The sequence below is a fragment of the Bradyrhizobium xenonodulans genome, from assembly GCF_027594865.1.
Taxonomy (GTDB): domain Bacteria; phylum Pseudomonadota; class Alphaproteobacteria; order Rhizobiales; family Xanthobacteraceae; genus Bradyrhizobium; species Bradyrhizobium xenonodulans.
In genome coordinates, this window is sequence record NZ_CP089391.1 from 6,233,179 (window position 1) to 6,254,885 (window position 21,707).

A 21,707-nucleotide genomic window follows, 5' to 3' on the forward strand; every position below is an offset into this window, starting at 1 on the left:
TACGGAATTGACGGACGGGACGCGCGGAAATCTTGATCGGCTGCTGCTAACAGGCGGCGTCAGGCTCGGCCGCGCCCAGCGCGATCGCCTAGACTGGCTGGTCGGCGAATACGGCGCGCCGACGTTCGACAATGTGCCGGACATGAGGCGAAACGGCGTCATCATCCTCAAGGAGCCACTGAGCGGCGCGGCGGCCGAGCTGTTCTACCGCTCGCTCACGCCCGGCTGCGCCGTCGTCATCCCCAGAAGCGAGAATCCCGGCTTCGACTTCCTCAAGTCCAAGCTGACCGAATTCGGCACCGTCGGCCCCTGCGGCGCGGAGGGCCCGCACGAGATGTGGTGGGGCGGCATCGGCTGGTCGAAATTCCTCTCCGCCGCCAATGCATCCTCGGTCCGCCCCCGGATCGTCTCCTGCTATCCACGCGGCGGCGATGCAACCGCGGCCGCAGCGCTGCGGCACTTGCTCGAACGGTTCGAGCTCGCCTGCCATATCGAACAGATCCCGACGGAGTTCAACGACCGCATCCTCTGCTTCGAGAAAGCGGAGTTCATGGTGCGGATGTGGAACAAATATCGCGAACCGCTGCTGTACGTCGAGACCGGCGCGACCCTGCGCGAAGCGCCGCTGCTGCCGTCCTACCTCGGCTGCGACGTCGCGCTCCACAAGTGGAATCGCTGGGAGATGTCGACGCGTACGCTCTATCTCGGCCGCACCCATCGCACCGAAGCGCTGCTGCACACCTGGCAGCAGCTCGCCGCGTCGTATCCTGCGATCTGGGAGGGCTATCTGCTCGACCAGGCCTGGAGCCTGACGTCCTCGCAGGTGCCGCTCGACACCGTATGGCTGCCGCGCTCCTATCACGCGCTGAAGGGGGATCTCGGCGCGATGCGCGCCACCATCCTGCATGACCAGCAGACGACGACGTTGGAGCTCGGGCCCGATCCGGCCTTTGCAAGCATCGTGCGCACGGCTCGCCGTGCCGGCCGCACCGGTGCCCGCGACGCCTTCATGGTGATGACTGCGAAGGCCGAGACCGGTAACGGCATCGCCGTGATCCTGCGCGACATCTCGGCCAGCGACGCCGGCGCGGTGGCGGCGACCGTGGAGGCCGTGACCGGCGCCTATGCCGCCGATTGCGGCGGATACGGCCGGCTCGAGCTGTCGCTCTGCGCCTGGCAGGACGACGTCGGAGCCGCCCGCGACGCCGCGGCCCTTGCGCGCTACCGTATCCTGGAGATCGCGCCGGGACAGCACATCGCCAACGATTTCTTCGCATCCCATGCCGCCGACGACGCGGTCATGACCGCCCGCCAACTCTTTCCCTGACGGACACCTCACGATGCTCAAGACCATCATCCTGCTCACCGACACCGTGCAACAGCAGCAGCCGCTGGCCAATCTGCTCCGCGAACACAATCGCGACCTCGCCTTCTGCTCGGCGCTGCGCGCATCGGACCTCGGCGCGATCGATCCGGAGGTGCTGAGCGAAGCCCGTCTGGTGTCCTTTGCCGCCGACATCGCGGTCTCCGAAAAATTCCTGCTCCAGCTCGGCTACGGCGCCTACAAGTTTTTCGCCGCGCCGGTGCAATATCCCGGCTTGCCGCCGGCGCCCGACGACAGCGACGAAGATCCGCGGTGTTACTCCGTGGTCGCGCAGTCGATGACGATCTGGCCCGACTTCAAGAAGGTGGTCGGCCTCGAAACCGTGACGATCCCCGATGGTACCGTTGCGACCGAACGCGAGCGGCTGGTGTTCTCCCGCCTCGCCCATCTGTTCTGGCAGATGTCGGGCATGATCGCCGGCGATGCGACCGATCTTCCCGGGATCATCGAATCCAGCGAGAGCCAGCGTCCGACGTTCGCGATGATGAACTGAATTAGCGCGCGGGAGCGCGGAACCGCGCCGAGAGCGCGTCACGATGTTCCGGCGCTGCAATCGAGATCATGCGGTGCGCCCGCTCGGCAAGACCGCAGCCGCGCAGCTCCGCAACACCCCATTCGGTGACGATGGCATCGACGTCGGCGCGGGGCGTCGTCACGGTCTCGACATTGGCGACGATCCGACTGATCCCGTCGGATGCCGTCGCCGGCAGCGCGATGATCGCCCTGCCCCCGGGCGACGCATTGGCGCCGCGCACGAAATCGAGCTGCCCGCCGATGGCCCCGATGGTGACGCCATTCAGCGTCTCGGAATTCACACTGCCATCGAGCCCGACCTGAAGCGCCGAGTTGATCGCGACCAGCCGGTTGATCCGCGCCAGCACGTCCTGGCCGTGTGTGTAGGACGTCGGCCGCACTGAAACAGCCTCGTTCTCATGCACGAAGCGGTAGAGCCGCTGCGTGCCGATCACCTGGTTTGTGACCGTGATCCCGGCATCGATCCCCTTCTCCGCATTCGTCACCGCGCCGCATTCGATCAGATCGACCACGGCGTCGTTGATCAGGCCGGAATGGATGCCGAGATTGCGCGCATGCGACAGCGAGGACAGGATCGCATCCGGAATCCGCCCCACGCCGAACTGGAGCGTGCTGCCGTCGGCGATCAGGCCCGCCGCACGGGCGGCGATGCGGCGCGAAACATCGTCGGGCGGTGGTGAGGCCAATTCAACCGGCGGACGGCGGGCGGACACGCGGACATGGATCGGCACGTCCCCGGGCCATTCCGCGCCAAAGGTAAAGGGCGCATCCGGGTTGATCTCGGCGATGACGAGGCGCGCGCCGCGCGCGGCATCGATGACATAGTCGTTGGAGAGGCTGGCGCTGAGCCGTCCGCTGGATTCCGCAAGCTGGACCAGCACGACATCGGCCTTGTGGCGACGCGCAGCGAAGTCGGCATAGAAGGCACTGTAATTGCTCGGGATGACGTCGAGCCGCCCGGCTTTCGCAAGCCGCCGCGCATTGCCGATCACGCCATAGCTCTGGAACGCGACGTTGGGCGAGCTCGCTGTCGAGAACGTTTCCGAGAAGATCGGCCCGATCATCATGCGGAACGGCGGAAGTCGAGGTGCTTGCGCCATCAATGCTTCGGTCAGGGTGGCCGGTTCGGCCGTCGCCTGCCCGCACACCACGAGATCGCCGTCCCGGATCAGGCCGGCGAAGTCGATGGGCGGTGCGTTATCGGACACGCCCTGGGCCTAGTACGACTTGGCGAGGCCCAGCACCTTTTCCGCAATAAAACTGAGCGCGAGCTGCGGGCTCACCGGCGCAATGCGAGGGATCAGGACTTCGCGTAAATAGCGCTCGACGTGAAATTCCTTGGCGTAGCCGAAGCCGCCATGGGTCATCACAGCCTGCTCGCAAGCATGGTAGCCGGCTTCGCCTGCGAAATATTTCGCGGCGTTCGCGCCAGCGCCGCAGGGCAAGCCCTTGTCGTACTGCCAGGCCGCCTGCATCACCATCAGCCAGGCCGCCTCGAGCTCGACCCAGTTCACCGCGAGCGGATGCTGGATACCCTGGTTCTTGCCGATCGGGCGGTTGAACACCACGCGGGTCTTGGCGTACTCGGTGGCGCGCGCCAGCGCGAGTTTTCCCAAGCCGACCGCCTCGGCCGCGATGAGAATCCGCTCCGGGTTCATGCCTTCGAGGATGTACTGGAAGCCTTTGCCCTCTTCGCCGATCCGGTCCTCCATCGGAATTTCAAAGTCCTCGAAGAACAGCTCGTTGGAATCGACGATCTTGCGGCCCATCTTCTCGATCTCGTGGACCTTGATCTTGTTGCGGTCGAAGTCCGTATAGAACAGGCTGAGGCCGTGGGTGGGCGAGCGCACCTCCTCCAGCGGCGTGGTGCGCGCCAGCAGCAAAATCTTGTGCGCGACCTGCGCGGTCGAGATCCACACCTTCTGGCCATTGACGATATAGCGGTCGTTCTTGGCGACCGCGCGGGTCTTGAGCTGGGTGGTGTTGAGGCCGGTGTTGGGCTCGGTGACGGCGAAGCACGCCTTCTCGCGGCCCTCCACCATCGGTGGCAGCATACGCTTGCGCTGCTCCTCGGTGCCGAACACGACGACGGGATTGAGGCCGAACACGTTGATATGCACGGCTGATGCGCCGGACATGCCGGCGCCTGACTCCGCGATGGTGCGCATCATGATCGCGGCTTCGGTGATGCCGAGGCCGGAGCCGCCATATTCTTCGGGAACGCAGATGCCGAGCCAGCCGGCGTCGGCAAGCGCTTTATGAAAATCGTGCGGGAAGCCACCGTCGTGGTCCTTCTTCAGCCAATAGGCATCGGGAAAGCCTTCGCAGATCTTGGCGATGGCGTCGCGAATGGCTTCCTGCTGATCGGTGAGCGCGAAATCCATGATGGTCTCCTTGTGGAGGCTCTCAATCGCAATGTCATTGCGCTCGAGTTTTTTGGTTACGCAGAATATTCGGAAAGCCGCTACACACTTTTCCGGATCATGCTGTGGTGGCTAGCGCCCCATCTGCGAGGGCAGCCAGAGAATGATAGACGGAAACGCCACCAGAATCGCGATCGCAATCAGGTGCGCGATGAAGTGCGGGAAGGTGCCGTGGAACACCTCGGCGACCGGCCGCTTGGCGTAGCGGGCGACAATGAAGCAGTTCAGCCCGACCGGCGGCGTGATCATGCCAACCTCAGCAGTGACGATCTTGATGACACCGAACCAGATCGGATCGAAGCCGAGCGTCTTGATCAGCGGCAGCACGATCGGCACGGTCAGCACCAGGATCGCGATCTGATCCATGAAGGAGCCGAGCACGATGTAGCCGAACAAAATCAGCGTGATGATCACCCAGCGCGAGGTCTGCAACGAGCCGATCCAGGCGACGAGGTCCTGCGTGACGTGGGTGAGCGTGAAGAAGTAACCGAAGATCGAGGCGCCGACGAGGATCGTCACGATCATGCAGGTGCCGTGGCAGGCGCTGAGCAGCGCGCGGTAGAGCGTGGCCGGTGTCACCCTGCGCTTGGCAATGGCAAGCGCCAGCGCTCCGGCGGCGCCGAGAGCCGAGGCCTCGGTCGGCGTCGCCACACCCAGATAGATCGTGCCGGTGACGAGCGAGAACAGCAGCACCATCGGGCCGACCTGCCACAGCAACGAAAACCGTTCCCGCCACGAGACCGGCTCGACGCGCGGCGCGCGCGAGGGGTCCTGCCAGACCAGGAAGTAGATGGTCGCCATGATCGTCGCGGTCACGAGCATCGCCGGAATGATGCCGCCGATCAGAAGTTGGCCGATGTTGACCTCGGCGAGCAGGCCAAAGATCACGAGCGCCACGCTGGGCGGGATCAGCATCGCCAGTGTCCCCGAGATGGCGACGACCCCGGCCGCCATTTTCGGCTCATAGCCCTGCCGGATCATCGCTGGCAAGCTTGTCGATGAGAGCGTTGCAGCCGATGCCGTCGAGGTGCCGCAGATCGCGCCGAAGCCTGCTCCTGCCAGCGCGGTCGCCATGCCGAGGCCACCGGGAATCCGGCCGACCCAGGCAGAAGCCGTCTTGAACATGTCGTCGGCGACGCCCGACAGCAACACCAGATCCGCCATCAGCAGGAACATCGGGATGGTGATCAGTTCGTAGGACGAGACCGTCGAGAGCGGCGCGGTCTGCAAGATACCGAACAGGGTGCCGGTGCCGCCCACCATCAGCAGGCCCACCGAGCCGGCGAAGCCCATGGCGAAGCCGACCGGCGTACCGATCGCCAGCAGGAGAAAAAGCAGTCCGAGCACGACGATGACTGTCATTGGTCCTGCCGTTATTCGAAGGAGCGCGCTTCGCCGGCCTCATGGAGAGGCGGCAAAGGAAACAGATCACGCCCGGAGATCAGGCTGAGGATGTTGCCGAGGAGCTGCAGCGCCAGCCGCAGGACGAGCACGCCGCAGCCGAACGGCACCAGCGCGGCCGATATCCAGGTCGGCCACGCAATCGCGCCGGCGAGCACGTCGTTCTGCTCGTAATTGTCCAGCGCGCGCTCGAACCCGACCTTGCTGATCAGGACGAAGACGAACAATCCGGTGAGCGCCGTGACGATCTCCGAGAGCCTCCGCCCCGCCGGAGGAAAACGCATCAGCAGCACGTCGACGCCGACATGCGCATGCACACGCAAGGTGTCAGACAGCGTCAGGAAGAACACGGCCGCCAGCAGATAGAGCCCGATCAGATCATAGGTGAAAGAGAACGGGCTGTTCAGGACATAGCGCATGAACACGTCGGCCACGACCAGCGCCATGATCGCGAAGAGAGCGATGGCCGCGATCACCGTCAGCGCGCGCTCGAGCACGCCGAGTACATCTTCTGCCCGTTTGATCACCCGGCGTCCCCCTCTCGATATCGTGCTGACTACTTTGCGCCGCCGGTGGCGAGCAATCCCTCGAACTCCTTCAGGGCCGCAGAAGCCTGCTTGCCGCGGCTGTCGAGCCCGGCCGCCCATTCCTGCGCAACGCCCTTGAGCTTGTCCTTCATCTCGGCACGCGTCGCATCCGACAGCGGAACGAAGGCGATGCCCTGCTCCTTCATCTTCTGCTGCGTGACCTGCTGCTCCTTGTCGACATCAGCGCAGGCCTTCGGCGTGATCGCCTCCGAGGCCTCGTTCATCGCCTTCTTCACGTCATCAGGCAGCTTGTCCCAGACCGACTGATTGATGGAGTAGGCAACGATGAAGCTGCCGAAGCTGACGCCTTCGGTCGCATACTTGACGAGCTTGTCCAGCCCATAAGCGGCGACGCTGTCCATCGGGAATAGCAGCCCGTCCATGGTGCCGCGGGACAGCGACTCGTAGGCATCCGGCGCGGCCATGCGCACCGGCACCGCGCCCAGCGTGCGCACGGTGAGATCCTGCGCGCCGCCGGTGGTGCGCAGCTTCAGGCCCTGCATGTCCTTGATGGTCTCGACCTTCGCCTTGGCGGTCCACACCTGGTAGGGCGGCAGCACCACGGCCATCAGCAGCTTGATCTTGTTGGGCGCATATTCGCGGCTGGCCAGGACGCCTTCCCGCGCAGACTTCCAATAGGCCAGCGTTCCCTGGCAACTCGTCTGGAACGCATCCGGTAATTGCGCGACCTCGGAGAGTGGCATCTTGTCCGAGACATAGGACGGTCCGATGTAGCCGATGTCGATCACGCCGGACTGGGTGAGCCGCAGCATATCGGTGGCCTTGCCGATCTGCTGGTTCGGATAGTGCGTGAAGGTGACCGCGCCATTGGTCCGCTTGGTGACATCGTCCATCCAGGGCTTCAGCATCAGACGGACGAGATAGTGGTCTCCGGGGAAGCTATCGGCGACCTTCAGCTCCAGCGCTTGGGCCGACATTGTCGAAACCGGCAGCGAAAGCGCGAGCACGGCGGCAGCCCGGACCAGATTTATCTTCATCTCATTCTCCCTGACGCGTCCCACGCCGAAGGCGGCAGCGACTTGCTGCGGCACCGTCCGGCCCTCACTCCATTTCTTGCTTGAGGAAAATGTACATATATGTGAATTTATCTGTCAAGTATATGAACTATGCATACGGCTATGCGCGACGGAGCGGGGTCATCGAATTGACACTCGGGTTTTCTGAACCCTAACTCCACATATATGAATTCATCGAACGAGGCTCCATGGGACCGCTCGCCGGCTTCACCATTCTCGATCTGACCTCGGTGCTGATGGGTCCCTACGGCACACAGGTGCTGGCGGACATGGGCGCCGATGTCATCAAGGTCGAAAGTCCCGAGGGCGACATCGTCCGCCAGATCGGTCCCGGCCGCACGCCCGGCATGGGCGGGATGTTTCACAATGCCAATCGCGGCAAGCGCAGCATCGTCCTCGACCTCAAGAAGAAGGAAGGCCGCGCCGCGCTGCTGCGGTTGGCCGAGCGCGCCAACGCACTGGTCTACAATGTACGCCCGCAGGCGATGGCGCGGCTCGGCCTCGACTACGAGACGCTTGCCGAGCTCAATCCCGCTCTCGTCTATGTCGGCGCGTTCGGCTACGGCCAGTCCGGCCCCTATGCCGCCAAGCCTGCTTACGACGATCTGATCCAGGGCGCCGCGACCATTCCGACGCTGCTCGCGGCCGCCGGCGACGGAACGCCGCGCTACGTTCCCGTCACCATCGCCGACCGCATTGTCGGCCTGATGATGGTCAACGCCATTATGGGCGGGCTGATGCACCAGCAGCGCACGGGCGTCGGCCAGCGCATCGACGTGCCGATGTTCGAATCCATGACCGAGTTCGTGCTGGTCGATCATCTGGGCGGACTCACCTACGAGCCGCCGCTCGACCATGGCGGCTATGCCCGCCTGCTCTCGCGCTACCGCCGCCCCTACAAAACCAGCGACGGCTATCTCTGCGTCCTCATCTACAACGACAAGCACTGGCGCAGCTTCTTCGAGGCGATCGGACAGCCTTATTTCCTCGATCAGCCGCGCTTCGCCAACCACGCCGCACGCACCAAGCATATCGACGAGATCTACGAAGAGATCGGCCATATCTTCGCAATGCGCACCACCGCGGAATGGCGTGAGCTGCTGGAGCGCGCCGACATTCCGGTGATGCCGATGCACACGCTGGAGACGATTTTGGACGATCCGCATCTCAACGCGGTCGACTTCTTCAAGACCGTCGAGCACCCCGTGGAAGGCCGCATCCGACAGATGCGGGTGCCCTCGACCTGGAGCGTGACCCAGCCGGAAGCCGCCGGTCCCGCACCGACGCTCGGTCAGCACGGCCGCGACATTTTGCGCGAGGCGGGCTTCTCGACTGATGAGATCGAGCAGCTCGCGGAGCAAAAGGCAGTTCATCTGGCCGCGCCGCCCTAAAGGCGGCACGGGCAAAATCGCAAAGACACAGGGAGGAAACCGCGATGGCCGGACTTTATTTCGAAGACTTTTCCGTCGGCCAGGAGTTCAGGCATCCGCTGACCCGGACCGTCACGGAAATGGACAACACCATGTTCAGCCTGTTGACGCTCAATCCGCAGCCGCTGCACATCGACGCGCATTTCTCCGAAAAGACCGAGTTCGGCCAGCGCATTTTCAACAGCCTTTACACCCTCGGCATCATGATCGGCATGACGGTCTATGATACGACCATGGGCACCACCGTCGCCAATCTCGGCATGACCGACGTGACGTTTCCAAAACCGGTCTTCCATGGCGACACCTTGCGGGCGACGACGAAGGTGCTTTCGTTGCGGGAATCCAAATCGCGCCCGAAGGCGGGCATCGTCGAGTTCGAGCACCACGCTCTTAACCAGCACGACGAGATCGTCGGCAAATGCCGCCGCATGGCGATGATGCACAAGAGGCCGGTCTGATGCGTTCCATGCTGTTCGTGCCGGGCGATTCCCCGCGCAAATTCGAGAAGGCGAGCGAAGGCAAGGCCGACGCGCTGATCATCGATCTCGAAGATTCCGTCGTCACCGACAAGAAGCTGGAAGCGCGCGAGCTGACGCTTGCGATGCTGAAGGGTCGCCCTGGGCCGCACCGGCTCTATGTCCGCGTCAACGCGCTCGACACCGGCATGACGCTCGCTGATCTCGCCGCGGTGATGCCGGGCAAACCCGACGGAATCGTGCTGCCGAAATCGCAGGGCGGCGACGACGTGCGCCAGGTCGCAACCTGGCTCGAAGCCCTGGAAGCGGCGGCCGGCATCACGGTCGGCACGACCCGCATCGTCTGTGTCGCGACCGAGACCGCGAGTTCGATCTTCGGGCTCGGCAGCTACAAGGGCTGCTCCCCTCGCCTCGCCGGCCTGATGTGGGGCGCGGAAGATCTCTCGGCTTCGCTGGGAGCCACCGAAAAAGCTTCCGGCGGCGTGTTCCACAGCCCCTACCGCCTCGCGCGCGACCTCTGCCTGATGGCGGCGGCCGCAGCCGAGGTCGCGCCGATCGACACCGTCTACACCGACATCGACAATCTCGCCGGCCTCGAGCAGGAAACGCGCGCGGCTCGGCGCGACGGTTTTTCGGCGAAGGCGCTGATCCACCCCAAGCACGTCGATGTCGTCAACGCGGCGTTCGCGCCGACCGACGCCGAGCGCAGCTGGGCGGAGAAGGTGATCGCGGCGTTCGCGAGCAATCCGAACTCCGGCACGCTCCGGCTCGACGGCCAGATGATCGACAAGCCGCATCTTCGCGCCGCGAAGAAGATCCTCGGCCAGCCCTAGACCAGGACATCGCCCCACCATGATCGTTCGCCAAGCCGCAAACGTCCTGGAGATCATGGAATTCTTCGCGCAAACGAGGAAGCCGGCGACGCTTGCCGAGATCGCCGATCATTTCGGCTGGCCGCGCTCGTCGACCTTCAACCTGCTCGCGACGCTGTCGGAGAAGGGCTATCTCTACGAACCGCGGCCGCGCGCCGGCTTCTATCCGACGCCGCGCTGGCTGGCGATGGCGCGGATGATCTCCGAGGTCGAGCCGCTGCCGCCGTGGACGCATCAGCTGATCGCCGATCTCTCTTCGGAAACAGGCGAGACCGCGTCGATCGTGGCGCCCGCGGGCGTGATGGCCGTGTTCATCGACGTCGTCGAGTCCCAGGCCGCGATCCGTTATTTCGCGACCATCGGCCACCGCGTGCCGATCCACGCCACCGCAAGCGGCCGTGCGCTGCTGCTGCAATATTCGCAGGAGGAACGCGACTCCGTTTATCGCAAGATCGAGTTCAAGCAGTATGGACCGTCGACGCCGATCAGCATCGAGGCCGTCGAGACCGAGCTGCGCAATTCCATCGCGCGCGGCTTTTGCCAGAGTTTTGCGGATTATAGCCGCGATCTCGCCGGCGCCGCGATTCCGCTGCCGATCGGCGACCGCAGATTGTCGGTCGTCGTGGCGGGGCCGGAATTTCGCATCGGCCCGAAGGTGCCCGAGGTGGCCGCGCTGATCGCGCGGACGGTCGACCGGCTGCGGCCGAAGACGGCGGCGTAGGATAACTTCAGTCGAATCCCTGAACGGGCGGCGTCGAGGTCTGCGCCGGCACCGCTGGAGCAGCTTGAACCGGCTGCACCGCAGGCGGGGCTTGTAGCGGCGGAGTGCTGGCAGCTCGCATCTGGCCGTTGGCGGCCATCGCGTCGCGCGGGCGCGGCGGAGCGCCATTCGCGGCTGCGCGATACGCCTCGCGGCGTGGCGGCTGCCGATGTCTCGCCGAGTGCGAGCCTCTCACGCCCCAGGACCGGGCGATTGCAGGTCCCGCGGTATAACCGACTACCGCGCCCGCGACGGCACCGATCGGCCCCAACACGACGGCGCCTGACACGGCTCCCAACGCTGCAGCGCCGGCGCGCTCTTGCGCAATGGCGCTTGCAGGCACGCCAGCTAGCATCACGACGGCCGCTATCAGAGCTTTCTTCATTCGAGCGCCTCCCTCACGGGAGATCACTCCTGCTCAAATATGGCTGCACGAGGTTTGCTTGCCGGCCAACAGAAGGCAATCAGCGGTGGAACTCCGCCTTCGCAGGGATTTCACCCTCAACCGGGGTTCGCGCTGGCCACTCGGTGCAACTGCTACACGATCTTGATCGACATGTCCGGCAAGCCTTCGAGCTTGCACAGCAAAACGTCACCCTTCACGACGGGCCCGACATTCTCCGGCGTGCCGGAATAGATGATGTCGCCGGCCTTGAGCTCGAACGCTTCCGACAGCTTTGCGATCTGCTCGGCGACGCTCCAGATCATCTTGCTGAGATCCGAGTTCTGCTTCACCGTGCCGTTGATCGCCAGCGAAATCCCGCCCTTCTCGAAATGACCTGTCTTGCTCGCGGGGTGGATCGGGCCGAGCACAGCGGCGTGATCAAAACTCTTGCCGATCTCCCAGGGCTTCTTCTCCGCGGCCATGCCGTTCTGGAGATCGCGCCGGGTCATGTCGAGGCCGAGCGCGTAGCCATAGACGTGCTCGAGCGCCTTGTCGGCCGGGATGTTGGTGCCGCCGGATTTCAGTGCGGCCACCAGCTCGACCTCATGATGATAGTTCTTGGTCAGCGACGGATAAGGATGGTCGGCGACCTCGCCAACCGCGACGTTCTGGATCGCGTCGGTCGGCTTCTGGAAGAAGAACGGCGGCTCGCGGTTCGGATCCGAACCGCGCTCGATCGCGTGCGCGGCGTAGTTGCGGCCGATGCAGTAGATGCGGCGGACCTGGAACACCTGGGTCTTGCCGACGATCGGGATCGTGACCATCGGCACCGGGAAGATCGGCTTGGGTGCGGCCTGCGCGGCGGCCGGCACGACGTCCGCCATGGTGGCTGCGGTCGCAACCGCGGCGGTTGCGAGCAGATCGCGTCGCGTGGGTGAGGAGGTGTTCTTCATGTGTTTTGCTCCCTGACGGCCATTTGCGCCGGATCGACCGATAGTGGATCGGGCAGGGCCGGGCAACGTCTTTGGCCTTGATTATCGCAGCGCATCATGCGGATCGCGCGCTAGGATCGGTGCTCCAACAAGGCCGGGCCAGGGCGAGCGTCATGCGGACGATCAGCAGAATTGCCTTCGCACTGCTCATCAGCGCGACGTCGCCGGGATCCGGCAATAGCGCGGACATCATCGCGCCTACGCGCATGAAAGTATCAGGCACGATCGACGCCCGCTTCCAATCCTACAATGTCGAGATGGTCGAGGTGACCGGCGGCCGGTTCTGGAAACCCTACGCACAGAAGGACATGCGTCGTGATCGCTACGCTTATCGGCCGCCGGTAGATCTCGCCAACCCGCGCCTGCGCAGGCTCGCCGCGGCACTCGGGCCCGCCTACATGCGGGTCAGCGGCACCTGGGCGAATGCGACTTTTTTCGCCGACACCGACAGTGCGGGGTCCGCGCCACCCACCGGCTTCAACAGCGTGCTCACCCGCGCGCAATGGCGCGGGGCCGTCGATTTTGCCCGCGCGGTCAATGCGGAGATCGTGACGTCCTTTGCCGTCAGTCCCGGCATCCGCCGCCCGGACGGCGTGTGGACGCCGGACCAGGCGCAGAGTCTCATTGACTACACGCGGCAACTCGGTGGCCGGATCGCTGCCGCCGAATTCATGAATGAGCCGACGCTCGCGGCGACCAACGGGCCCCCACCGGGATATGACGCAAAGGCCTATGGCCGCGACTTCAGGGTCTTTCGCGACTGGATGCGGCGATCGGCACCGGAGACGCTCATCGTCGGCCCGGGCGCCGCAGGCGACACCACGTCCTCATCCGGCGGCATTCGCACGCGCGATCTGCTCGCAGCGTCCGGTTCCGGCGTCGATCGCTTCTCCTATCATCACTACAACACGCTCTCGGCCCGCTGCGGCGGGCACGACGATCCGGTGCAGTCGCTATCCGAAGACTGGCTGTCGCGGACCAACGCCGCGCTAAACATCTACCGCGACCTGCGCGACGCATTCGAGCCGGGCAAGCCGATCTGGCTGACGGAGACGGCGAATGCCGCCTGCGGTGGCAACAAGTCGGATGCGACCTTCCTCGACACGTTCCGCTATCTCGATCAGCTAGGCCGCCTTGCGAAGGCCGGCGTGCAGGTCGTCATGCACAACACGCTCACGGCCAGCGACTACGGCTTGCTCGACGAAAGGACCTTCCGTCCGCGGCCGAATTACTGGGGCGCCCTGCTCTGGCGCCGGTTGATGGGATCGACAGTGCTCGACCCGGGCATGGCCTCGACACCCGGTCTCCACGCCTATGCACATTGCCATGCCGCGACGAAGGGCGCGGCATCCGTACTCCTCATCAACACGTCGCGGCACGAGTCACGTTCCGTAACGCTGGCTGTTTCGGCCGAGCGCTACACGCTTCAAGCGGAGCGTCCTCAGGACACGAATGTGCAGTTGAACGGCAAGGGACTCTCGCTGACGGACGACGACGACCTGCCCCGCTTCGAAGCGCGCGCGACGTCGCCGGGTCAAGTTCGCCTGCCACCAGCGAGCATCACCTTCCTGGTGATGCCCGACGCCGCCGCCTGCCGTTGAGGTGCTCAGGACTTCAGCGAATCCCGCGCCGTTTCCGGCGCCATCAGCGTCGCGATGATCGTGATGACCGACAGCGCGATGATGTAGACCGACACCGGCCAGTACGAGCCGACCCATGCGAGCAGTGCCGTCGCAATCAGCGGCGAGAAGCCGCCGCTGAGCGCAGCCGCGACATTGGCGCCGAGCGAGGCGCCGCTGTAGCGCACCTGGGTGCGGAACAGTTCCGGCATGAACGCGGCCTTGGGGCCGAACAGCAGCGCGTGCGTCAGCGTCATCGTGACGACGAGCGCGAAAATGATCAGCGCCGGCTCCTTGGAGTCGAGGAACCAGAACAGCGGAAACGCCAGCGCCACCGAGAACACCCCGCCGGCGAGATACAGCGCCTTGCGGCCGAAGATGTCGGACAGCCACCCCGCAAGCGGCAATGTCGCGAACTCGACGATCGCCGCATAGACCACTGCATTGAGGATCACCTGGCGCGGCAGGCCGAGCTTGGTCGTGGCATAGTGCACCGTGAAGACGGTGAGGAGATAAGCGAGCCCAACCTCCGACACCGTGATGCCGATCGCGAGCAGGAAGCTGCGCCAGTCACGGCGCAACACTTCCCACACCGGCTGCGCCAGCACCTCCTTGCGCTCGACCACCTCCTTGAAGTGCGGCGTCTCCGCGAGCTTGAGCCGCACGATGAAGCCGACGCCGACCAGCAAGATGCTGATCCAGAATGGCACGCGCCAGCCCCAGCTCAGGAAGTCGGCCTCCGGGAGCTGAGTCATCAAGGCGAAGATACCGGTGGAGGCGGCGACGCCGACGGGAAAACCGATTTGCACCAGGCTGCCGTAGAAGCCCCGGCGGTTGCCGGCGTGCTCGATCACCATCACGACCGCACCGCTCCATTCGCCCCCGAGACCGATGCCCTGGATGAAGCGCAGGATGATGAGCAGGATCGGCGCCCAGACACCGATCTGGCTGTAGGTCGGCAGGCAGCCGATCAGGAAGGTGCCGAGCCCCATCGCGATCATGGTCGCGACCAGCATGGTCTTGCGGCCGAGCCGGTCGCCGTAATGCCCGATGATCGCGCCGCCGATCGGGCGCGCCACGAAGCCGACCGCATAGGTCGAGAATGCCGCCAGCGTTCCGACGAAGGGATCGAAGTTCGGAAAGAACAGCTTGCTGAACACGAGGGCCGCAGCGGTGTTGTAGATCAGGAAGTCGTACCACTCGATCGCAGTGCCCAGCGCGCTCGCCCACACCACATGCGCCGTCGTCGACTTCTCCGCCGAAGCGGAGACCCCCGTTGCTACCGTCATGCCCTGCCCCAAACGATTCCGGATGGCATCATGGCCAATCGTGGTGGCGGTTGCAACCTGCAGGGGTGCTCGCTCTCGCAGGATAACGGCGCGAGATTTGTGCGCGGCTGCTCCCACACCCGTCATTGCGAGGAGCTCCTGCGACGAAGCAATCCAGACTGCTTCCGCGGAGAGAGTCTGGATTGCTTCGCGGAGCCTGTCACCGGGCCGCGCCTCGCGCGGACCCGGTGGCGTCGCCCGCTGCAATCACGGAACCCTCCCGAGGGCATTATTCGCCATTGACAAATTGATTAGCTAATATCTAATTTACCGCCAGAATAACCGGCCGCGCCAAGCGGTCCACAAAGAGAGGGAACGACGATGAGAGGGCTTCTGGCCTGCGCCATGCTCGCGGCCATGACTTCGGCTGCCGTAACCACCGTTGCGCGCGCGCAAGTCTCCGACGACGCGGTGCGGATCGGCGTGCTGACGGATCTATCCAGCTGGGGCCGCGACAACAGCGGGCCGGGCTCGGTCGAGGCAGCCAAAATGGCGGTGGAGGAATTCGGGCCGACCGTGCTCGGCAAGCCGATCGAGATCATCAGCGCCGACCACCAGATGAAGACCGACGTCGGCGTGCAGATCGTGCGCGGCTGGTTCGACAACGGCAAGGTCGACGCCGTCGTCGACATCCCCAATTCCGGCATCGCGATCGCCGTGCACAACATGGTGCGCGAGCGCAACAGGATCGCGCTGCTCTCCGGGCCCGGCGCGAGCTCGCTGACCGACGAGTTGTGTAGCCCCAACACCGTGCATTTCACTTATGACACCTATGCGCTGTCGAAGGTGACGGCCTCCGCCGTGATCAAGGAAGGCGGAAAATCCTGGTACTTCATCACCGCGGACTACGCCTTCGGCCAGCAGCTCGAGAAGGATGCGACGCGCTTCATCAATGAGATGGGCGGGAAGGTCTTGGGCGGCGTGAAACATCCGACCAACACCGCGGACTTCTCCTCCTTCGCGCTGCAGGCCCAGAGCTCGAAATCGGACGTCGTCGCCTTTGCCAATGCCGGTCAGGACACCGACAACGCCATCAAGCAATCCGGCGAGTTCGGTCTCGTCCAGGGCGGCCAGAAGCTGGTCGGCCTGTTGATGTTCGACACCGACGTGCATGCGGTCGGCCTCAAGGCCGCGCAGGGTACCTACATGACCACGGCGTCGTACTGGGCCATGGACGAGGCGACGCGGGCCTGGTCCAAGAAGTTCTATGAGCGTACCAAGGTGATGCCGACCATGATCCATACCGGTGTCTACGGCTCCGTCCTGCATTATCTGAAAGGAATCAAGGCGGCCGGCACCGACGATCCCGCCAAGGTGATGGCCAGGATGCGCGAGCTGCCGATCGAGGATACATTCGTCCATGGCGGACGCTTGCGCGAGGACGGCCGCGTCATCCGCGACATGTATCTGGCCAAGGTGAAGTCGCCCGAGCAGTCCAAGGAGCCCTGGGACTATCTCGAGATCGTCAAGACCGTGAAGGGCGAGGACGCCTTCCGTCCGGTCTCCGAGTCCAAATGTCCGCTGCTGAAGAAGTGAGGCCCGCATGATTGGCAACGAGCGCAACGCAAGCGAAACATACGAGTGCGATGTGCTCGTGGCCGGATCGGGAGCCTCCGGCATGTCGGCCGCGATCACGGCGCGTTATCGCGGCCTCGACGTGCTGATCGCCGAGAAGGAGCCGCGCTTCGGCGGCACCACCGCCCGCTCCGGCGGTTGGCTCTGGATCCCCGGCACGTCGCTGGCGAAGGCCTATGGCATCGCCGAGACGCCGGAACAGGCCCGCACCTATCTGCGGCACGAAGCCGGCAACAATTTCGATGCCGCGCGGGTCGATGCGTTCTTGAGCGCCGGCCCCGAAGCGGTGGATTTCTTCACCACCAAGACGGCGCTGCGCTTCGACATGCCGCTGGTGTTTCCCGACTATCACGCCGAAGCGCCCGGCGGCGCTCAGGGCGGCCGCTCCATGGTGACGCGTCCGTTCGACGGCCGCGAGCTTGGCGAGCAGATCAAGACACTGGGCATGCCGCTGCCCGAGCTCACCGTGTTCGGCATGATGCTCGGAAGCGGCAAGGAGATCATCCATTTCATGCGCGTGACGAAATCGCTGACCTCGGCGGTCTATGTCGCCAAGCGCCTGTCGCGGCATTTGATGGACGTTCTGCGCTACGGCCGCGGCATGACCCTGACCAACGGCAATGCGCTGGCCGGGCGCCTCGCAAAATCCGCGCAGGACTTGAATATCCCGATGTGGCTGTCGTCGCCGGTACGCGAGCTAACGGTCGAGAACGGCGCGGTGACCGGCGCCATCGTTTCGCGTGAGGGGCGCGACGTGCGTGTCCGTGCCCGCCAGGGCGTCGTGCTCGCCTGCGGCGGCTTCCCGCACGATGTCGAGCGCCGCAAAAAGATGTTTCCGCATGCGCCGACCGGCCATGAGCATTTTTCGCCGGGACCGACCGGCAACACCGGCGACGGCCTGCGCCTTGCGGAGAGCGCCGGCGGACATGTCGAGGACCGCCTGCCCAACGCGGCGGCCTGGGTGCCGGTGTCGCTGACGACGCGCAAGGACGGCTCGAAGGGCGTGATGCCCCACTTCATCGACCGCGCCAAGCCCGGCGTGATCGCGGTGATGCGCGACGGCAGGCGTTTTGCCAATGAAGGCAATTCCTACCACGACTTCGTCCAGGCCATGGTCAAGGCGGCAAAGCCCGGCGAAGAGATCGCGGCCTATCTCGTCTGCGATCACAAGACGCTGCGCAAATACGGCCTCGGCTGCGTGCCGCCTTTCCCGATGCCGCTGGGTCATCATCTCGAGACCGGCTATCTCATGCGCGGCGACACGCTGGAGGCGCTGGCGGCGAAGGCCGGCATCGATGCGAATGCGTTCGCCGAGACGGTCAGGCAGTTCAATGCGACCGCGCCGCTGGGGCACGATGCCGCCTTCGGCAAGGGCTCGAAGGCCTACAACCGCTACCAGGGCGACGCGATGCACGGCCCCAACCCTTGCGTCGCGCCGATCGAGAACGGCCCGTTCTACGCCATCAAGATGGTGATCGGCGATCTCGGCACCTATGCCGGCATCGTCACCGACGAGAACGCGCGGGCGCTCGATGCGGAGGGACGGGTGATTCCCGGGCTCTATGCCGCCGGCAACGACATGGCAAGCATCATGGGCGGCAATTATCCCGGCGCCGGCATCACGCTTGGGCCCGCGCTGACCTTCGGTTACATTGCCGGCCGTCATCTCGCCGACAGCGCCGTCACGCGCAACGCGGCGTAGCCACGCCAGGAGGCGCATGAAGAAAGAAAGCCGCGGCATCCAGTCGATCGAGGTCGGCGGCGAATTGCTCCGCGCGCTCGCAAGGAGTGGCGAGCCAATGATGCTGCGCGATCTCGCGCGCGAGGCCGGCATGTCGCCCGCCAAGGCGCATCCTTATCTCGCCAGCTTCTCGCGTATCGGCCTGATCGAGCAGGACGAGACCACCGGCCGCTACGAGATCGGCGCGCTGGCGCTCGAGCTCGGCCTGATCAGCCTCCGCCGCCTCTCCGGCGTGCGCATCGCACGTCCCAAGATTGCGGCGCTCGCAAGCCAGATCGGCCATGCCGTCTCGCTCGCGGTCTGGGGCACGCATGGGCCGACCGTGGTGCAGCTCGAGGAGCCCGGCCAGCCCGTGCACATCGTGATGCGCGCCGGCTCGGTGATGGCGCTGCTGGAGACCGCAACCGGCCGCGCCTTCGCGGCCTTCCTGCCGGAGAAGACGATCAATGCCGCACTCGAAAGCGGGCTCGATCGTCACGGCGTTGGCTACGATCCGAAGCGCGCCGTGAAAGGCGCGAAGGTCGCCGAGATGCTCACCGAGGTCCGCAAGCATGGCCTGGCCCGCGCGCTCGGCGATCCCCTGCCCGGCGTCAATGCATTCTCGGCGCCCGTGTTCGATCATTCCGGCCATGTCGCGCTGGTGATCACCGCGATGGGGCCGGAAGGCACCTTTGACGCGCGCTGGGACAGCCCGATCGCGCATGCCTTGCGCGACTGCGCCGGCGGCATCTCGAAGCGGCTGGGTTACGGGATGACGGTTGCGGCGGAGTGAGAATGCGGCACAGGTCCGCCCCACACTCTCCTGTCATCGCCCGGCCTTGACCGGGCGATCCAGTACGCCGCGCAGCCAGAGTGTTGCGGAAAGGCCGCGGAGTACTGGATGCCCGCCTTCGCAGGGCATGACAGCGGTGGTTATGCGCGACCTCCCGCCCGCTACTTCTCCTTCACCGGGACCGTGTAGTTCAGGATCAACCGCCCGCCATCGGGATAGATCGTCTGCCCGGTGATGTAGGAGGCATCGTCGCTGGCAAGGAACGCCACGACGGAGGCGACCTCGCTCGGCTCGCCGCCGCGACCCGCCGGCGTACGCGACATCACGGTTTTCCGCGCATCTTCGGACGTGTAGATCGACGACGCCACCATGTCCGTCAAAATCGTGCCCGGTCCGACCGCGACGACGCGGATGTTGTGCGGGGCGAGCGCGACGGCGGCAACCGAAGTCAATTGCTTCATGCCGCCCTTGGACATCGCATAGGTCGCCAGCGCCGGGATCGCCAGCAGCGCATTCACCGATGACATGTTGATGATGACCCCGCCGCCGCCTTGCGCGATCATCTGCCTCGCGGCGGCCTGCACGCCGAAGAAGGCACCCTTCAGGTTGATGCCGATGATTTCGTCGAATTCCGCCTCGGAAATTTCGAGGATGTCCCGGTTACGAGCGACGCCGGCATTGTTGACCATGATGTCGAGCCGGCCGAACTCCTTCACTGCGGTGGCAACGAGCTGATCGACATCCGTGCGCTTGGCGACATTGCCGACCACGGTGTGCAACACGTCCGGCCGCCGGAGCTCGGCGGCCGTCGCGGCAAGGCCTTCGGCATCGACATCGGAGATGACGACCTTGACGCCGTCGTCCAGGAATCTCTTAGCACAGGCCTTGCCGATGCCGCGCGCCGCGCCGGTGATGGCGGCGACCTTGCCGGATAGTTTCATGGGGCTCACTCCAGAATAGCTGCTCGCGGCAGGCCGGCTCGGAGCGAGAACTCCGGATCAGGCCGCCGCAAACCCGAGATGAGCACGGAACCGGTTCTTGATAAAGACGGCATCGCGCGAGGGCAGCGAGCGCGGCGGATTTTCGGCCAGAACCTTGATGACGAACAGCCGCGGGCCATCGGCGGGGCTGGCGATCTCAGCGGCGAGTCGATCCACCTCGGCCAGTGTCCGTACAGTTCCTGTCGCGGCAAAACCGCAAGCCGTTGCGATCGTCGTGAGATCGACACCGCGGCCGGTATGGCTCGCCTGCATTCCGGTCTCGCCAAAATGCTGGTTGTCGATCACGACGATGTCGAGGTTGCGCGGTCGCGCGACGCCGATGGTGGCGATGCCACCGAGACCCATGAGCTGCTCGCCGTCGCCGGTCAAGGCGAGGACCCGCTTGCCCGGCTGTGCCTGCGCGAGCCCAAGGCCGATCAGCGCGGCACCGCCCATGGCGCCCCAGAGATAGAAATTGCCGTCGTGATCCCCGACGGAATGCAAATCGTAGGTGGGCGAGCCAAGGCCGGAGACCACCAGGGTATCCTTGCGATCCCCAAGGAGCGCGGCGACGGCGGCGCGACGATCGAGTTGAGCTTGCATTGGCATCACCACTTCTTCTTGCCGATCAGGCGCTGACCGATCAGCACCGCGATCTGCTGGTCGGACTCGTAGGCGAGAGCCGCGGCCGATTCGACGGTATCGACCAGATCCTCCGCCGTCTCCGCCCGCATCACCTTCAGACCGATCGCCTCCAGCGAGGGCTGCGTCGCCCGGCTCATCGGCACCTGCCAGGGATTGAACTCCGCCCACTCACCGCGCATCGTTACCAGCATCAGAAGCGGAAAGCGGCCGATCGCCGACAGCGACAGCATGTTGATGCAATTGCCGACCCCGCTCGACTGCATCAGCAGCACGCTGCGCTGGCCGCCGAGCCAGGCACCTGCGGCGACGGCGATGCCCTCTTCCTCCGTCGTCAGCACGTTGGTGGTGACGTCGCGGTCGGCGGAGAACAAGCGGATCAGCTGGCTGTGGCCGGCGTCCGGCACATACGACATCTGCCCGACGCCAGCGGCTTTCAGGATACGATAAAGCTCGGACGGCCAGTCCTCGCTGCCGCGCGCTTCGGGATTGGGCTTGGGGCTGTGCACCGCGTGTCTCCGTGAATTTCGAGCGGCACGCTAGCGATGTTAGCGCGTGAAAGCTCTGACCGTCTGGCACGATCAGATATCGACGGATTGTATAGCTGGGGAATAGCGCGATGCGCGTGGCTGCGCCCTCTCCCCTTGCGGGAGAGGGCATCACCGCAGGTCGACACATACTCGCTGGGGTGAGGGGTATGTCTCCGCGTATTCAGACGCGTCGATGTGCACCGAGAGATACCCCTCATCCGGCGCTTCGCGCCACCTTC

The 21,707-nt window shown here is 64.9% G+C and carries 20 protein-coding genes; 10 read left to right on the forward strand and 10 right to left on the reverse strand.

Annotated elements, in window-relative coordinates:
* Window positions 1–7 precede the first annotated feature (7 nt).
* Window positions 8–1,327, forward strand: a complete 1,320-nt coding sequence (locus I3J27_RS29575; protein WP_270162402.1) for a hypothetical protein — start codon at window positions 8–10, stop codon at window positions 1,325–1,327.
* A 13-nt stretch (window positions 1,328–1,340) separates the two neighbouring features.
* Entirely contained in the window at window positions 1,341–1,877 is a 537-nt protein-coding gene (locus tag I3J27_RS29580; protein ID WP_270162403.1) for a hypothetical protein, read from the forward strand.
* A gap of 1 nt (window position 1,878) precedes the next feature.
* Here the strand turns inward: I3J27_RS29580 and I3J27_RS29585 are convergent, their stop codons facing one another.
* The 5 genes from I3J27_RS29585 to I3J27_RS29605 form a co-directional block, all read right to left on the reverse strand.
* The gene (locus I3J27_RS29585) at window positions 1,879–3,126 is read right to left on the reverse strand and encodes an acetyl-CoA hydrolase/transferase family protein (RefSeq protein WP_270162404.1); all 1,248 of its coding nucleotides are present in this window, start codon (window positions 3,124–3,126) and stop codon (window positions 1,879–1,881) included.
* A gap of 9 nt (window positions 3,127–3,135) precedes the next feature.
* Entirely contained in the window at window positions 3,136–4,302 is a 1,167-nt protein-coding gene (locus tag I3J27_RS29590; RefSeq protein ID WP_270162405.1) for an acyl-CoA dehydrogenase family protein, read from the reverse strand.
* 111 nt (window positions 4,303–4,413) lie between these two features.
* Window positions 4,414–5,703, reverse strand: coding sequence for a TRAP transporter large permease (locus I3J27_RS29595; RefSeq protein WP_270162406.1), 1,290 nt, complete (start codon window positions 5,701–5,703; stop codon window positions 4,414–4,416).
* An 11-nt stretch (window positions 5,704–5,714) separates the two neighbouring features.
* Window positions 5,715–6,269 (reverse strand): TRAP transporter small permease, encoded by a 555-nt coding sequence (locus I3J27_RS29600; protein WP_270162407.1) that lies wholly within the window; start codon window positions 6,267–6,269, stop codon window positions 5,715–5,717.
* A 29-nt stretch (window positions 6,270–6,298) separates the two neighbouring features.
* Entirely contained in the window at window positions 6,299–7,327 is a 1,029-nt protein-coding gene (locus I3J27_RS29605) for a TRAP transporter substrate-binding protein (RefSeq protein WP_270162408.1), read from the reverse strand.
* A gap of 227 nt (window positions 7,328–7,554) precedes the next feature.
* Between I3J27_RS29605 and I3J27_RS29610 the strand changes: the two genes are divergently transcribed.
* Genes I3J27_RS29610 through I3J27_RS29625 form a run of 4 tightly spaced genes read left to right on the forward strand, consistent with a single transcriptional unit; the run spans window position 7,555 to window position 10,865 of the window.
* Window positions 7,555–8,757 (forward strand): CaiB/BaiF CoA transferase family protein, encoded by a 1,203-nt coding sequence (locus I3J27_RS29610; RefSeq protein WP_270162409.1) that lies wholly within the window; start codon window positions 7,555–7,557, stop codon window positions 8,755–8,757.
* A 44-nt stretch (window positions 8,758–8,801) separates the two neighbouring features.
* Window positions 8,802–9,254 carry a MaoC family dehydratase gene (locus I3J27_RS29615; protein ID WP_270162410.1) on the forward strand — a complete coding sequence of 151 codons (453 nt, stop codon included), beginning with the start codon at window positions 8,802–8,804 and terminating at the stop codon, window positions 9,252–9,254.
* Window positions 9,254–10,105, forward strand: coding sequence for an HpcH/HpaI aldolase/citrate lyase family protein (locus I3J27_RS29620; protein ID WP_270162411.1), 852 nt, complete (start codon window positions 9,254–9,256; stop codon window positions 10,103–10,105). The genes I3J27_RS29615 and I3J27_RS29620 overlap by 1 nt, the downstream gene beginning before the upstream one ends.
* A 19-nt stretch (window positions 10,106–10,124) precedes the next feature.
* Window positions 10,125–10,865 (forward strand): IclR family transcriptional regulator, encoded by a 741-nt coding sequence (locus tag I3J27_RS29625; RefSeq protein WP_270162412.1) that lies wholly within the window; start codon window positions 10,125–10,127, stop codon window positions 10,863–10,865.
* Window positions 10,866–11,441: 576 nt separating this feature from the next.
* On the opposite strand, the gene I3J27_RS29635 is transcribed toward I3J27_RS29625, so the two are convergent.
* Window positions 11,442–12,242 carry a fumarylacetoacetate hydrolase family protein gene (locus I3J27_RS29635; protein WP_270162414.1) on the reverse strand — a complete coding sequence of 267 codons (801 nt, stop codon included), beginning with the start codon at window positions 12,240–12,242 and terminating at the stop codon, window positions 11,442–11,444.
* Window positions 12,243–12,394: 152 nt separating this feature from the next.
* Between I3J27_RS29635 and I3J27_RS29640 the strand changes: the two genes are divergently transcribed.
* The gene (locus I3J27_RS29640; RefSeq protein WP_270162415.1) at window positions 12,395–13,882 is read left to right on the forward strand and encodes a glycosyl hydrolase family 79 N-terminal domain-containing protein; all 1,488 of its coding nucleotides are present in this window, start codon (window positions 12,395–12,397) and stop codon (window positions 13,880–13,882) included.
* 5 nt (window positions 13,883–13,887) lie between these two features.
* Here I3J27_RS29640 and I3J27_RS29645 read toward each other — a convergent pair whose 3' ends face one another.
* Entirely contained in the window at window positions 13,888–15,189 is a 1,302-nt protein-coding gene (locus tag I3J27_RS29645; protein ID WP_270162416.1) for an MFS transporter, read from the reverse strand.
* A 360-nt stretch (window positions 15,190–15,549) separates the two neighbouring features.
* On the opposite strand from I3J27_RS29645, the gene I3J27_RS29650 reads away from it, so the two are divergent.
* The 3 genes from I3J27_RS29650 to I3J27_RS29660 are packed head-to-tail and all read left to right on the forward strand — an operon-like array spanning window position 15,550 to window position 19,316.
* A complete protein-coding gene (locus tag I3J27_RS29650) occupies window positions 15,550–16,764 on the forward strand; it encodes an ABC transporter substrate-binding protein (protein WP_270162417.1) in 1,215 nt (404 codons plus the stop codon).
* Between the two features lie 7 nt (window positions 16,765–16,771).
* A complete protein-coding gene (locus tag I3J27_RS29655; protein WP_270162418.1) occupies window positions 16,772–18,505 on the forward strand; it encodes an FAD-dependent oxidoreductase in 1,734 nt (577 codons plus the stop codon).
* Window positions 18,506–18,521: 16 nt separating this feature from the next.
* Window positions 18,522–19,316 (forward strand): IclR family transcriptional regulator, encoded by a 795-nt coding sequence (locus I3J27_RS29660; RefSeq protein WP_270162419.1) that lies wholly within the window; start codon window positions 18,522–18,524, stop codon window positions 19,314–19,316.
* 161 nt (window positions 19,317–19,477) lie between these two features.
* Here I3J27_RS29660 and I3J27_RS29665 read toward each other — a convergent pair whose 3' ends face one another.
* The 3 genes from I3J27_RS29665 to I3J27_RS29675 are packed head-to-tail and all read right to left on the reverse strand — an operon-like array spanning window position 19,478 to window position 21,447.
* A complete protein-coding gene (locus I3J27_RS29665) occupies window positions 19,478–20,257 on the reverse strand; it encodes an SDR family NAD(P)-dependent oxidoreductase (protein ID WP_270162420.1) in 780 nt (259 codons plus the stop codon).
* Window positions 20,258–20,314: 57 nt separating this feature from the next.
* Window positions 20,315–20,905 (reverse strand): thiamine pyrophosphate-dependent enzyme, encoded by a 591-nt coding sequence (locus I3J27_RS29670; RefSeq protein ID WP_270162421.1) that lies wholly within the window; start codon window positions 20,903–20,905, stop codon window positions 20,315–20,317.
* Window positions 20,905–21,447, reverse strand: a complete 543-nt coding sequence (locus tag I3J27_RS29675) for a thiamine pyrophosphate-binding protein (RefSeq protein ID WP_270162422.1) — start codon at window positions 21,445–21,447, stop codon at window positions 20,905–20,907. Before I3J27_RS29675 ends, I3J27_RS29670 begins: the two co-directional genes overlap by 1 nt.
* Between the last annotated feature and the right edge of the window lie 260 nt (window positions 21,448–21,707).